Below are 13699 nucleotides of genomic sequence, written 5' to 3'. Positions count from 1 at the left end.
GAAGAAGATGAAAGTTGTACTGTATACAAAAAATGATTGTGGCCTTTGCGTGAAGGCGAAGCAAGTTTTACAGGAAGTACAATGTGAATATTCTTTTCAAATTGAGGAAATAGATATATATGAAGATAATGACCTTTTAGAAAAATATCACCTAATGATTCCGGTTGTAGAAATAGACGGAAAACAAGTAGAATATGGTAACATTCACAAAGGTGTCATAATAAACTATATAAAGAATGCAGTTAAGAGTTGAATAAGTTTCTATCTCCTGTTACAATAATACACGTAGCAGGGATTATTTTTTTAACCTATGTGGGACACAAAATGTCACTACGGGACGTAAAGTGACCACGAGGGAAAATGAACCGATGTAGTGAGGAGAAAAGATATGCGCTCATGGATTCAGAACACAAAAAAATTATTACCTGATCTGCTACCTGTTATGCAAACGAGAATGCAAATTCTTCAATACATTAGGCTTATGCAGCCGATTGGAAGAAGAAATTTATCAGCAAGTCTCGGTATGACAGAACGAGTATTGCGAAGTGAAGTTCAAGTTTTGAAAGAACAAAACTTAGTTCACGTCGCTTCTTCTGGAATGACTTTGACAGAAGAAGGAACAGCTTTAGTTCTTGCTTTGGAAGACTTTATGAAAGAAATTTCCGGGTTAAAGGTTTTAGAAAAGCAACTTAAGGAAACATTAGACTTGGATGAAGTTTTCGTTGTCCCTGGTGATAGTGATGAATCGCCTTGGGTCAAACTGGAGATGGGCCGTGCTTGTGTGACTTGTATAAAAGACCGTCTGACAGCGAATAATATCGTTGCTGTGGCTGGAGGAACTACGCTAGCTGCTGTTGCGGACATGATGCAGCTTGATTGCAAAGATTTACATATGCTATTTGTCCCAGCACGTGGTGGAATTGGAGAAGGCGTCGAGTTAGAAGCCAATACTATTTGTGCCAAGATGGCGCAAAATACGATGAGTAATTATCGCTTATTGTATGTTCCAGACCATGTTAGCAGCGAAGCATATGCGTCTATTGTGACAGAGCCTTCCGTGAAAGAAGTTCTTGAGTTGATTCGATCTTCCAATATCGTCATTCATGGAATAGGTGATGCGTTAACAATGGCACGTCGCAGAAATACTTCGGAAGCAGATTGGTTAAAGATTCAAGCAAGTGAAGCAGTTGGCGAAGCTTTCGGTTACTACTTTAATGAACAAGGAAATGTTGTTCATAAAGTAAGAACAGTTGGTATGCAACTTGAGGATTTACAAAGTGTATCTCACGTTGTTGCAGTCGCTGGAGGTTCTTCAAAGGCAAAGGCAATACAGGCTGTAATTAAACAAGGGCACACTTCAATTCTAATTACAGATGAAGGTGCAGCAAAACAGTTAACAAAGGGTATTACCCTTTAATATAATCCCCCAAGGAGGAAATTCAAATGACTAAAATTGGTATTAATGGATTTGGACGTATCGGACGTAACGTATTCCGCGCAGCTCTTAACAACTCTGAGGTAGAAGTAGTAGCAATCAACGACTTAACAGATGCTAAAACATTAGCTCACCTTTTAAAATATGACACAGTTCACGGAACTTTAAATGCAGAAGTATCTGCTAACGAAAACAGCATCGTTGTTAACGGTAAAGAAATTAAAGTTATCGCTGAGCGTGACCCAGCTCAATTACCATGGAGCGACTACGGAGTAGAAGTAGTAGTAGAATCTACTGGCCGTTTCACTAAAAAATCAGACGCTGAAAAACACTTAGGTGGATCAGTTAAGAAAGTTATCATCTCAGCTCCAGCTTCTGACGAAGATATCACTGTAGTTATGGGTGTTAACCACGAACAATACGATGCAGCTAACCACAATGTAGTATCTAACGCTTCTTGTACTACAAACTGTCTAGCTCCATTCGCTAAAGTATTAAACGAAAAATTCGGCGTAAAACGCGGAATGATGACAACAATTCACTCTTACACTAACGACCAACAAATCTTAGACTTACCACACAAAGATTTACGTCGTGCTCGTGCAGCAGCTGAAAACATGATCCCAACATCTACTGGTGCAGCTAAAGCAGTAGCATTAGTATTACCAGAACTTAAAGGTAAATTAAACGGTGGCGCTGTACGTGTTCCAACTGCTAACGTTTCTCTAGTTGACCTAGTTGTTGAACTTGACAAAGAAGTAACAGTTGAAGAAGTAAATGCAGCATTCAAAGCAGCAGCTGAAGGCGAATTAAAAGGTATCCTTGGATACAGCGAAGAGCCATTAGTATCTATCGACTATAACGGATGTACAGCTTCTTCTACAATCGATGCATTATCTACAATGGTAATGGAAGGTAACATGGTTAAAGTACTTTCTTGGTACGATAACGAAACTGGTTACTCTAACCGCGTAGTAGACTTAGCAGCTTACATGACTTCAAAAGGTCTTTAATTCTTAATTATATAAGTTATCAATGACAAAACGAGGGAGAGGGTTTGTTCCCTCTCTCTCTTCTTTCGTTTTAAAAGCAAATGTGTTAAGCTTTTGAGTGGGTTTTGTCAATCCTAACTAGTAGTCGGAGGGAAATCCAATGAACAAAAAATCAATTCGTGACGTAGATTTAAAAGGTAAGCGTGTATTTTGCCGCGTTGACTTCAACGTACCTATGAAAGAAGGCAAAATTACAGATGAAACTCGTATCCGTGCAGCTCTTCCTACAATTCAATATTTAGTAGAGCAAGGTGCGAAGGTTATTTTAGCAAGCCACTTAGGCCGTCCAAAAGGTCAAGCAGTAGAAGAATTACGTCTTACTCCAGTAGCAGCACGTTTAGGCGAGCTTCTTGGTAAAGATGTTAAAAAAGCAGACGAAGCATTCGGACCAGTTGCACAAGAAATGGTTGCAGCGATGAACGAAGGCGACGTATTAGTTCTTGAAAACGTACGTTTCTATGCGGGCGAAGAAAAGAACGATGCAGAACTTGCGAAAGAATTTGCAGCTCTTGCTGATATCTTCGTAAACGATGCATTCGGTGCAGCTCACCGTGCTCATGCTTCTACAGCAGGAATCGCAGACTACCTACCAGCAGTATCTGGTCTATTAATGGAAAAAGAGTTAGAAGTATTAGGTAAAGCACTTTCTAACCCAGAACGTCCATTCACAGCTATCATCGGTGGTGCGAAAGTAAAAGATAAAATCGGTGTAATTCGTCATCTATTAGACAAAGTAGATAACTTAATCATCGGTGGCGGACTTGCTTACACATTCGTTAAAGCTTTAGGTCATGAAATTGGTCTATCTCTATGTGAAGACGACAAGATTGAACTAGCTAAAGAATTTATGCAACTTGCAAAAGAAAAAGGCGTAAACTTCTACATGCCAGTTGATGTTGTAATCACTGAGGAATTCTCTGAAACTGCAACAACTAAAATCGTTAATATCGATTCTATCCCTTCTAACTGGGAAGGCGTGGACATCGGTCCTAAAACACGTGAAATTTATGCAGATGTAATTAAAAATTCTAAGCTTGTTGTATGGAATGGACCAATGGGTGTATTCGAAATGACTCCATTCGCAGAAGGTACAAAAGCAGTAGGACAAGCATTAGCAGATGCAGAAGGTACATACTCTGTTATCGGCGGTGGTGACTCTGCAGCAGCTGTTGAAAAATTCGGTATGGCTGATAAAATGAGCCACATTTCTACTGGCGGCGGTGCGTCATTAGAATTCATGGAAGGTAAAGAGCTTCCAGGTGTAGTTTGTCTTAACGACAAATAAGTAGCAGCCAAAGAAAAAGGACGGTGCAAAGCATGCGTAAACCAATTATCGCAGGTAACTGGAAAATGAATAAAACTCTATCTGAAGCAGTTAGCTTCGTAGAGGAAGTTAAAGGTCAAATCCCAGCAGCTTCAGCTGTTGATGCAGTAGTTTGCTCTCCAGCTCTATTCTTAGAGCGCCTTGTAGCAGCGACTGAAGGAACTGATTTACAAGTAGGTGCACAAAACATGCACTTCGAAAAAAATGGTGCATTCACTGGCGAAATTAGCCCAGTAGCACTTAGCGACTTAAAAGTAGGCTACGTAGTACTTGGCCACTCTGAGCGTCGTGAAATGTTTGCTGAAACAGATGAGTCAGTAAACAAAAAGACTATCGCAGCATTTGAACATGGTTTAACACCAATCGTATGTTGTGGTGAGACTTTAGAAGAGCGCGAAAGCGGAAAAACATTTGATCTAGTAGCAGGTCAAGTAACAAAAGCACTTGCAGGTTTAACAGAAGAGCAAGTTAAAGCAACTGTTATCGCTTATGAGCCAATCTGGGCTATCGGTACAGGTAAATCTTCTTCTTCTGCAGATGCAAACGAAGTATGTGCGCATATCCGTAAAGTTGTTGCAGAAGCTGTTTCTCCAGAAGCTGCAGAAGCTGTTCGTATCCAATACGGCGGTAGCGTAAAACCAGAAAACATTAAAGAGTACATGGCACAATCTGACATCGACGGCGCTTTAGTTGGCGGTGCTAGCTTAGAGCCTGCTTCGTTCTTAGGTCTTCTGGGGGCGGTAAAATGAGAAAGCCAACAGCTTTAATCATTCTTGACGGTTTCGGACTTCGTGAAGAAACTTACGGGAATGCTGTAGCACAAGCTAAGAAACCTAATTTTGATGGTTACTGGAACAAATTCCCTCACACAACGCTTACAGCTTGTGGTGAGGCAGTAGGTCTTCCAGAGGGTCAAATGGGTAACTCTGAGGTTGGTCACTTAAATATCGGTGCTGGCCGCATTGTATATCAAAGCTTAACACGCGTAAACGTTGCAATTCGTGAAGGTGAGTTCGATAAGAACGAAACGTTCCAAAGTGCAATTAAAAGCGTAAAAGAAAAAGGTACTGCACTTCATTTATTCGGTTTACTTTCTGACGGTGGTGTGCACAGTCACATGAACCACATGTTTGCTCTTCTTCGCTTAGCAGCTAAAGAAGGCGTTGAGAAAGTATACATTCATGCATTCTTAGATGGCCGCGATGTTGGACCAAAAACAGCACAAAGCTATATCGATGCAACAAATGAAGTAATTAAAGAAACAGGAGTAGGACAATTCGCGACTATCTCTGGTCGTTATTACTCCATGGACCGTGACAAGCGTTGGGATCGCGTAGAAAAATGTTACCGTGCTATGGTGAATGGTGAAGGCCCTACTTATAAATCAGCAGAAGAGTGTGTAGAAGACTCTTATGCAAATGGTATCTACGATGAATTCGTATTGCCGTCTGTAATTGTTAACGAAGATAACACGCCAGTTGCAACAATCAATGATGATGATGCAGTTATCTTCTATAACTTCCGTCCAGACCGTGCAATTCAAATTGCTCGTGTATTTACAAACGAAGACTTCCGTGAGTTCGATCGTGGTGAAAAAGTACCTCACATTCCAGAATTCGTATGTATGACACACTTTAGTGAAACAGTAGATGGTTACGTGGCATTCAAGCCAATGAACCTTGATAACACTTTAGGTGAAGTTGTTGCGCAAGCGGGATTAAAGCAACTTCGCATCGCGGAAACTGAAAAGTATCCGCACGTTACATTCTTCTTTAGCGGTGGTCGTGAGGCTGAATTCCCAGGAGAAGAGCGTATCTTAATTAACTCACCGAAGGTTGCAACGTATGACTTGAAACCTGAAATGAGCATTTACGAAGTAACGGACGCTTTAGTAAATGAAATCGAAAATGATAAACACGATGTTATCATTCTTAACTTTGCGAACTGTGATATGGTTGGCCATTCTGGGATGATGGAACCAACAATTAAAGCAGTAGAAGCAACTGACGAATGTTTAGGAAAAGTTGTAGAAGCGATTCTTGCAAAAGATGGTGTAGCACTTATTACTGCTGACCATGGTAATGCGGATGAAGAATTAACTTCTGAAGGAGAGCCAATGACAGCTCATACAACTAACCCGGTTCCTTTCATTGTTACTAAGAACGACGTAGAATTACGTGAAGATGGTATCTTAGGTGATATCGCTCCAACTATGCTTACACTTCTTGGTGTTGAGCAACCGAAAGAAATGACAGGTAAAACAATTATTAAATAATTTGCTTATATAAAAAGGAGAGAATTTATTATGTCAACAATTATTGATGTTTATGCTCGTGAAGTCCTTGACTCTCGTGGTAACCCAACTGTAGAAGTAGAAGTTTACACAGAAAGCGGCGCTTTCGGACGCGCTATCGTACCAAGTGGTGCATCTACTGGTGAGCACGAAGCAGTAGAATTACGTGACGGTGACAAATCTCGTTACCTAGGTAAAGGTGTTATGAACGCAGTAAACAACGTTAACGAAGCAATCGCTCCAGAAATCGTTGGTTTCGACGTAACTGACCAAGCTGGTATCGACCGTGCTATGATCGAATTAGATGGCACTCCAAACAAAGGTAAACTAGGCGCTAACGCTATTCTTGGTGTATCTATGGCAGTAGCTCACGCAGCAGCTGACTTCGTAGGTCTTCCATTATACCGTTACCTTGGTGGATTCAATGCAAAACAATTACCAACTCCAATGATGAACATCATCAACGGTGGTTCTCACGCTGATAACAACGTAGACTTCCAAGAGTTCATGATCTTACCAGTTGGTGCTCCAACATTCAAAGAATCAATCCGTATGGGTGCTGAAGTATTCCATGCACTTAAAGCTGTATTACATGACAAAGGTCTTAACACTGCAGTAGGTGACGAAGGTGGATTCGCTCCAAACCTTGGTTCTAACCGTGAAGCACTAGAAGTAATCATCGAAGCTATCGAAAAAGCTGGTTACAAAGCTGGCGAGAACGTATTCTTAGGAATGGACGTTGCTTCTTCTGAGTTCTACAACAAAGAAACTGGTAAATATGACCTTGCAGGCGAAGGCCGTACTGGCTTAACTTCTGCAGAAATGGTTGATTTCTACGAAGAGCTTTGCAAAGACTTCCCAATCATCTCTATCGAAGATGGTTTAGACGAAAACGACTGGGATGGTCACAAATTATTAACTGAGCGTATCGGTGATAAAGTACAATTAGTTGGTGACGACTTATTCGTAACTAACACTCAAAAACTTGCTGAAGGTATCGAAAAAGGTATCTCTAACTCAATCTTAATTAAAGTTAACCAAATCGGTACTTTAACTGAGACTTTCGAAGCTATCGAAATGGCTAAACGTGCTGGTTACACAGCAGTTGTATCTCACCGTTCTGGTGAAACTGAAGATGCTACAATCGCTGACATCGCAGTTGCAACTAACGCTGGCCAAATCAAAACTGGTTCTATGAGCCGTACTGACCGTATTGCTAAGTACAACCAATTATTACGCATCGAAGACGAACTAGGCGAAATCGCTGTTTACGATGGTATCAAATCTTTCTACAATATCAAACGATAATTGTAGAAAATAACGACAGACCGTGAGAAATCACGGTCTGTTTTTTTTTATGTTAAAATTGTTCCCCCGTCATAAGTGACATGAAATGTTTAAAGAAACGGTTATAATCAAAATCAATTGCAATTTGATGACCCGGCCAATCAATAAATGGCTTTTGGTTCACTAAAGAACGAAATTCCCCTATGCTTGCTCCTTGTGCAGAGGATTCTGTCATAACAACGATAGGGGATTTGTGATACGTAAACATAGAGTTATCAAGTAAAGCGAGTATTGGCATTGTGTCATGGAAGGGGCTACCCTTTAAATGTGGTAGAGCATTTTTATAATAGCCGTAGTAATAATGATCGAATAACGGTTTGACGAGTGGGGCTTTTCCTTTTGCTTCAATATATTCAGCCATTTCTGGTGTAATGATGGAATATTGGGTGACGTTTAATGGATAGATGTACATGTTAGGTGAGGATTGAAGGACTATATTAGCGGCAGTAGGATCGCCATAAAAGTTTGCTTCAGAAATAGGGGTGACATTACCAGGATGTAAAAAGGCACCGCCCATTACGTAGTAAGATTTAATTTGTTTCATTAACTGTTTGCACATGATAAATAAAATTGCTAGAGATGTAAGTCTTCCTAAACTTACAATGATTAATTCATCTTTATACTGTTCAATAAGAGGAATCACTTCAAAGAAATTCTCCATTTCTCCATTAGTCACATTCCCCTTTGGAATAATTGGCCCAAGCCCTTGTTTCCCGTGTACATCTGTAAAAAAAGCAGGCGGGGCACCAGTAAGAGGGCGTTCTGAACCACCGAATATCTTAATATTTCTATTCCTTGTTTCATTCTTAAGAAAATGAGCATTTTGTACGGCCATCTCTTTTGGAACATTGCCGTAATCAGCAACAATACCGATGATTTCTATTTCATCGATAAAGAATGCTAAGAGGAGAGCCATCGTATCATCAATCCCAGGATCACAAAAAATGAGAACCTTTTTGGGCATATGTTCACCACCTATCTTGTTCATCCCACTTTAATGGGCAGTAAGACCCCAACCTCAAAATTCAGCGAATTGGTTCAACTAATAATCAGTGGGGGATAAAGAATCACCCACTGATTAAAGTTTCACTTTATATATATGTAAGCTTAAGGATAAAAAGATTATTTTATTGAAATAATAACCTTTAAAATTCAGAAAATAAAAACTTCTTATATTAGGTCAAGGTTTTTGACTTAATTTTCTTTTGAAAATGTAGTCATATCAAGGTTGTAAGCGTATAACATAGGCGTTTTTTGCTGTCAAGTTGATAAATTGCAGCTTTTTACAATTTATACTATGATAAAGATATTAACAGAAGATCGTATAAACAAGAGGGATGATGAACATGAAATTTACAAAGATTCTTGTCCAAATTGCTGCTCTTTACGTTTTTTATATGGTTGGAACTTGGGTACAAGAAATGTTAAATATTCCGATCCCAGGAAGTTTGATTGGAATGTTCCTCTTACTTGTTTTACTTAGCCTAAAAGTTCTTCCAGTGAAATGGTTCGATTTAGGAGCAGAAACACTCGTTGCTATTATGCCGTTTTTATTAATTCCGCCAACACTTGGCCTAATGAATTACGGTGCTTTTTTTATGAGTAAAGGAATTTCTCTTTTCATTACAATTGTAGCGAGTACATTTTTAATTATTATTGTTGCAGGACATACAGGACAATATCTTGCAAATAGAAAGGAAAGAGAATCGAGATGAGCCAAATATTAATCGGAATCGGTTGGGTTCTTTTTACGGTGCTATTATACCAATTATCTAAAAAAATCTATAAATTATTTCCAACACCATTCACCATTCCAATGCTTGTAGCAACAGGATTAATGGCTTTCTTATTTATTATGCTTGATATACCCTATCAACATTATATGGAAAGTGGTGGCGGCTGGATTGCAAAACTGCTCGGACCCGGTGTTGTAGCATTTGCAATTCCTCTTTATAAACAACGCCACGTTCTTCAAAAGTATGTTGTACCGATTGCTGGTGGCGTATTAGTAGGTACAACAGTTGCCATTGCAAGTGACTTTGCTATTGCGTCACTTATGGGAACAGATAAAAGCTTAATTTTATCTTCTTTACCAAAATCAGTGACAATGCCAGTTGCGATGAGTGTTTCAGAGCAAGTTGGTGGTGTACCGTCATTAACAGCAGCCTTCGTTGTTATTGCAGGTATTACCGGAACGATTACTGGCCCGCTTTTATTAAAATGGAGCCGCGTTACAAACTCAGTTGGTAAAGGTATCGGATTTGGATGTGCTTCTCATATTATGGGTGTGATGAGAGCGATGAAAAATAATGAACATGAAGGTGTTATTGGATCGGTAACAATGACATTAACAGCGATTTTGACATGTTTGCTCGGGCCGCTATTTGCAATGATGTTCATGTAATGGAAGAAAAGCGAGAGCAACCTTATAGCTCTCGCTTTTCTATAGAATTTATGCTACAGTTACAATAACTGAATCTTTGTAGGAGGTACGCCAAGTGCATACGTTATTATCCGTTTTACTTATTATTGTATCGATTTTAATGATTGTTATGGTACTTATGCAGTCTAGTAATAGCTCAGGCCTTTCAGGTGCAATTTCAGGCGGTGCAGAGCAATTATTTGGTAAGCAAAAAGCACGTGGAATTGAAGCGGTATTAAACCGTATTACAATTGTTTTAGCTGTATTGTTCTTCGCATTAACAATTGGTGTTACGTACTTAAACTTATAGAATTGAAAGAAGAAGCGTTAGTAAGATGTACTAATGGTTCTTCTTTTTTTGTTTTGCCATTTGAAAGATGTTTCTAATTAGATTATAGAAATATAAATATGGTACACTAGATATAGAAAGAATACGACTAGATTACAGAAGAGAAAGAGGAGAAGTACATGATGAAATTAGCATCTCCGAAACCATTTACATTTGAGGGTGGAGACCGCGCTGTTTTATTACTACATGGATTCACAGGAAACTCAGCTGATGTACGTATGTTAGGGCGTTTCTTAGAAAAGAAAGGCTACACTTGTCATGCCCCAATTTATAAAGGGCACGGTGTACCACCAGAAGAGCTTGTTCATACAGGTCCTGAAGATTGGTGGCAAGACGTAACGGAGGCATATCAGCTTTTAAAAGATAAAGGGTTTGAGAAAATTGCTGTCGTTGGATTGTCACTTGGCGGCGTATTTTCACTAAAATTAGGTTATACAGTACCGGTTTTAGGTGTAGTACCAATGTGTGCACCAATGTATATTAAGAGTGAAGAAACGATGTACCAAGGTATATTGGCATATGCCCGCGAATATAAAAAGCGTGAGCAAAAATCACCAGAGCAAATCGAACAAGAAATGTTGGAATTCCAAAAGACACCGATGAATACATTAAAAGCATTACAACAATTAATTGCTGAAGTACGTAACAATGTGGACATGATTTATGCCCCAACATTTGTTGTACAAGCGCGTCATGATGAAATGATTAATACAGATAGTGCGAACATTATTTATAACGGTGTAGAATCAACGTTAAAAGACATTAAATGGTATGAAGACTCTACGCATGTCATTACACTTGATAAACAGCGTGACGAGCTACATGAGGATGTATATAACTTCTTGGAGCAACTAGATTGGTAAGATCTAGTTGCCTCTTTTTTTCATAAGGGATTTTTTGTGAAAACTGTAAAAATCATAAGGGGAGTATTGAAGTTTCGCTTTATACATCCCCTATCTTTCGGATACACTAAATAATATAAGGTTTTAAAGGAGGTATTTTTGCTTGGAAGAAATCATACAAGAACATATTGATAAGTTGTTATTATTTATGAGAGAAGAAGCGTATAAACCGCTAACGATACAAGAGTTAGAAGAGGCATTTGGGATTGAAGGTTCTGAGGGCTTTAAAGATTTCGTAAAAGCACTTGTAACGATGGAAGAAAAGGGACTTGTTATTCGTACTCGTAGCAATCGTTACGGTCTTCCTGAAAAGATGAATTTAATACGTGGTAAGTTAATTGGACATGCGCGTGGCTTTGCATTCGTTGTACCAGACGAAAAGAAAACAGGAGATGATGATCTTTTCATCCCGCCTACAGAATTAAACGGTGCACTTCATGGCGATACAGTATTAGCACGCCTTAGTTCCCAATCGAGCGGTTCGCGTCAAGAAGGTTCAATTGTACGCATTTTAGAACGCGGAACGAAAGAATTAGTTGGTACATATACAGAATCGAAAAACTTTGGGTTTGTTATACCTGACAATAAGCGCTGGACAAGTGATATTTTCGTATTGAAAAGCGCATCAATGGGTGCTGTAGAAGGTCATAAAGTAGTTGTAAAAATTACGAGCTACCCAGAGAATCGTTTAAGTGCGGAAGGTGAAGTTATTCAAATTCTAGGTCATAAAAATGATCCAGGAGTAGATATTTTATCTGTCATTCATAAACATCACTTGCCTTTAGCGTTCCCTGAAGAAGTGATGGAACATGCAAACAGTGTACCAGAAACGATTTCAGAAGAAGATTTAAAAGATCGCCGTGACCTACGTGATCAAATGATCGTAACGATTGACGGTGCAGACGCGAAAGATTTAGATGACGCTGTTACAGTAACGAAGCTCGAGAATGGTAACTATAAACTTGGCGTTCATATTGCGGATGTAAGTCATTACGTCCAAGAAGGTTCTCCAATTGATGTAGAAGCAGCGGAGAGAGCGACGAGTATATATCTTGTTGACCGTGTAATTCCGATGATTCCGCACCGTCTATCTAACGGTATTTGTTCATTAAATCCGAAAGTAGATCGTCTGACATTATCTTGTGAAATGGAAATCAACAACTTAGGTGACGTTGTAAAACACGAGATTTTCCAAAGTGTAATTAAAACGACAGAGCGTATGACGTATGCTGACGTAAGAAGCATTTTAGAAGATGAGGACGAAGAATTAATTAAGCGCTATGAGCCGCTCGTACCGATGTTTAAAGAGATGGGGCAATTAGCACAAATTTTACGTGAAAAACGTATGCGTCGCGGTGCAATCGACTTTGACTTTAAAGAAGCAAAAGTATTAGTAGATGAAGAAGGAAAACCGACAGACGTTGTTATGCGTGATCGTTCAGTATCAGAGAAGTTAATTGAAGAATTTATGCTTGTTGCGAACGAAACAGTAGCAGAGCATTTCCACTGGATGAACGTACCATTTATGTATCGTGTCCATGAAGATCCGAAAGAAGATAAGCTAGAGCGTTTCTTCGAGTTTGTAACGAACTTCGGATATGCGGTAAAAGGACGTGCAAATGAAGTACACCCTCGTGCGCTACAACAAATTCTTGAAATGGTTCAAGGGCAACCAGAAGAAGTAGTTATTTCGACAGTAATGCTTCGTTCTATGAAGCAAGCACGTTACGATGCAGAAAGCTTAGGACATTTTGGTCTATCAACTGAGTTCTATACACATTTCACATCACCAATTCGTCGTTACCCAGATACGATTGTTCACAGATTGATTCGTGAATATATCATTAATGGTAAAGTCGATAATGAAACGCAAGCAAAATGGCGTGAAAAATTACCTGAGATTGCAGATCATTCTTCTAATATGGAACGCCGTGCTGTTGAAGCAGAACGTGAAACAGACGAAATGAAAAAAGCAGAGTATATGGTTGATAAGATCGGCGAAGAGTATGACGGTATGATTAGCTCTGTAACAAACTTCGGTTTATTCGTAGAGCTTCCAAATACAATTGAAGGTCTTGTACACGTTAGCTACTTAACGGATGATTACTACCGTTATGATGAGCAGCATTTCGCAATGATTGGAGAACGTACAGGTAACGTATTCCGCATCGGTGACGAAATTACCATTCGCGTTATTAATGTAAATAAAGACGAGCGTGCAATCGACTTTGAAATCGTTGGCATGAAAGGTACGCCTCGTCGTAAGTTCAAAGATCGTCCAGTCGTGATCGAACAGCCAAGAACAGGCAGAAAGAAACGCGGCGGACGTAGCGAACGCAGTAATGAGCGCGGCGGAGAACGTGGCACAGGTAGAAAATTTGACCGTGGTGGCAAAGGTAAAGGAAGAGGATCTGCATCCGCGTCCGCTAGCCAACCAGGGAAAAAAGATGGTAACGGCAAGAAGAAAAAAGCATTCTTCGAAAACGTACCAGGATTCAAGAAGAAAAAGAAAAAGCGTAAGTAAGAAAAGGATGGCTTCGCTTTGATGAAAAGCGAGGCTTTTTCTTTTTTCTTG

13 protein-coding genes are annotated in these 13699 nt (G+C 39.5%); 12 read left to right on the top strand and 1 reads right to left on the bottom strand.

Translation table 11 applies throughout. The features are described from left to right. The first annotated feature begins 7 nt into the window (after positions 1-7). The 7 genes from ACTFRS_RS21630 (at position 8) to eno (ending at position 7412) form a co-directional block, all read left to right on the top strand. On the top strand, positions 8-253 hold the full coding sequence (locus ACTFRS_RS21630) for a glutaredoxin family protein (RefSeq protein WP_000869738.1): 246 nt from the start codon (positions 8-10) through the stop codon (positions 251-253). A 135-nt stretch (positions 254-388) separates the two neighbouring features. Beyond that, positions 389-1417, top strand: coding sequence for a gapA transcriptional regulator CggR (gene cggR, locus ACTFRS_RS21625; RefSeq protein ID WP_139868333.1), 1029 nt, complete (start codon positions 389-391; stop codon positions 1415-1417). A 26-nt stretch (positions 1418-1443) separates the two neighbouring features. Beyond that, a complete protein-coding gene (gene gap / locus ACTFRS_RS21620) occupies positions 1444-2448 on the top strand; it encodes a type I glyceraldehyde-3-phosphate dehydrogenase (protein WP_000161236.1) in 1005 nt (334 codons plus the stop codon). Between the two features lie 139 nt (positions 2449-2587). Next, positions 2588-3772 carry a phosphoglycerate kinase gene (locus ACTFRS_RS21615; RefSeq protein WP_088327961.1) on the top strand — a complete coding sequence of 395 codons (1185 nt, stop codon included), beginning with the start codon at positions 2588-2590 and terminating at the stop codon, positions 3770-3772. Positions 3773-3804: 32 nt separating this feature from the next. Further along, complete coding sequence (gene tpiA, locus ACTFRS_RS21610; protein ID WP_001231038.1) at positions 3805-4560, top strand: triose-phosphate isomerase; 756 nt, start codon at positions 3805-3807, stop codon at positions 4558-4560. Beyond that, entirely contained in the window at positions 4557-6086 is a 1530-nt protein-coding gene (gene gpmI / locus ACTFRS_RS21605; protein ID WP_001231152.1) for a 2,3-bisphosphoglycerate-independent phosphoglycerate mutase, read from the top strand. Before tpiA ends, gpmI begins: the two co-directional genes overlap by 4 nt. A gap of 30 nt (positions 6087-6116) precedes the next feature. Then, complete coding sequence (gene eno, locus ACTFRS_RS21600; RefSeq protein ID WP_000103949.1) at positions 6117-7412, top strand: phosphopyruvate hydratase; 1296 nt, start codon at positions 6117-6119, stop codon at positions 7410-7412. A gap of 52 nt (positions 7413-7464) precedes the next feature. Here the strand turns inward: eno and ACTFRS_RS21595 are convergent, their stop codons facing one another. Then, entirely contained in the window at positions 7465-8415 is a 951-nt protein-coding gene (locus ACTFRS_RS21595; RefSeq protein ID WP_061657637.1) for a nucleoside hydrolase, read from the bottom strand. Positions 8416-8797: 382 nt separating this feature from the next. Between ACTFRS_RS21595 and ACTFRS_RS21590 the strand changes: the two genes are divergently transcribed. The 5 genes from ACTFRS_RS21590 to rnr all read left to right on the top strand — a co-directional run bounded on the left by ACTFRS_RS21590 (position 8798) and on the right by rnr (position 13648). Then, positions 8798-9166 carry a CidA/LrgA family holin-like protein gene (locus tag ACTFRS_RS21590; protein ID WP_000673220.1) on the top strand — a complete coding sequence of 123 codons (369 nt, stop codon included), beginning with the start codon at positions 8798-8800 and terminating at the stop codon, positions 9164-9166. Continuing rightward, positions 9163-9855 (top strand): LrgB family protein, encoded by a 693-nt coding sequence (locus ACTFRS_RS21585; protein ID WP_000078299.1) that lies wholly within the window; start codon positions 9163-9165, stop codon positions 9853-9855. Before ACTFRS_RS21590 ends, ACTFRS_RS21585 begins: the two co-directional genes overlap by 4 nt. Positions 9856-9949: 94 nt before the next feature. Beyond that, positions 9950-10183 carry a preprotein translocase subunit SecG gene (gene secG / locus ACTFRS_RS21580; protein WP_000557262.1) on the top strand — a complete coding sequence of 78 codons (234 nt, stop codon included), beginning with the start codon at positions 9950-9952 and terminating at the stop codon, positions 10181-10183. Positions 10184-10344: 161 nt separating this feature from the next. Further along, complete coding sequence (estA, locus tag ACTFRS_RS21575; RefSeq protein WP_440025127.1) at positions 10345-11085, top strand: carboxylesterase; 741 nt, start codon at positions 10345-10347, stop codon at positions 11083-11085. Between the two features lie 142 nt (positions 11086-11227). Next, positions 11228-13648: a ribonuclease R gene (gene rnr / locus ACTFRS_RS21570; RefSeq protein ID WP_139868327.1), complete on the top strand. Its 2421-nt coding sequence runs from the start codon at positions 11228-11230 to the stop codon at positions 13646-13648. Positions 13649-13699: the final 51 nt, after the last annotated feature.

The organism is Bacillus cereus group sp. MYBK139-1 (genome assembly GCF_051916915.1).
GTDB classification, from domain to species: domain Bacteria; phylum Bacillota; class Bacilli; order Bacillales; family Bacillaceae_G; genus Bacillus_A; species Bacillus_A pacificus.
The sequence above is the reverse complement of the archived record's forward strand: the minus strand, read 5'-3'. Positions and strand labels throughout refer to the sequence as shown.

Excerpts from the sequence above, each read along its gene's own strand:
- ACTFRS_RS21630 (WP_000869738.1), top strand. The coding sequence starts at position 8 with ATGAAAGTTGTACTGTATACAAAAAATGATTGTGGCCTTTGCGTGAAG.
- cggR (WP_139868333.1), top strand. The coding sequence starts at position 389 with ATGCGCTCATGGATTCAGAACACAAAAAAATTATTACCTGATCTGCTA.
- gap (WP_000161236.1), top strand. The coding sequence starts at position 1,444 with ATGACTAAAATTGGTATTAATGGATTTGGACGTATCGGACGTAACGTA.
- ACTFRS_RS21615 (WP_088327961.1), top strand. The coding sequence starts at position 2,588 with ATGAACAAAAAATCAATTCGTGACGTAGATTTAAAAGGTAAGCGTGTA.
- tpiA (WP_001231038.1), top strand. The coding sequence starts at position 3,805 with ATGCGTAAACCAATTATCGCAGGTAACTGGAAAATGAATAAAACTCTA.
- gpmI (WP_001231152.1), top strand. The coding sequence starts at position 4,557 with ATGAGAAAGCCAACAGCTTTAATCATTCTTGACGGTTTCGGACTTCGT.
- eno (WP_000103949.1), top strand. The coding sequence starts at position 6,117 with ATGTCAACAATTATTGATGTTTATGCTCGTGAAGTCCTTGACTCTCGT.
- ACTFRS_RS21595 (WP_061657637.1), bottom strand. The coding sequence starts at position 8,415 with ATGCCCAAAAAGGTTCTCATTTTTTGTGATCCTGGGATTGATGATACG.
- ACTFRS_RS21590 (WP_000673220.1), top strand. The coding sequence starts at position 8,798 with ATGAAATTTACAAAGATTCTTGTCCAAATTGCTGCTCTTTACGTTTTT.
- ACTFRS_RS21585 (WP_000078299.1), top strand. The coding sequence starts at position 9,163 with ATGAGCCAAATATTAATCGGAATCGGTTGGGTTCTTTTTACGGTGCTA.
- estA (WP_440025127.1), top strand. The coding sequence starts at position 10,345 with ATGAAATTAGCATCTCCGAAACCATTTACATTTGAGGGTGGAGACCGC.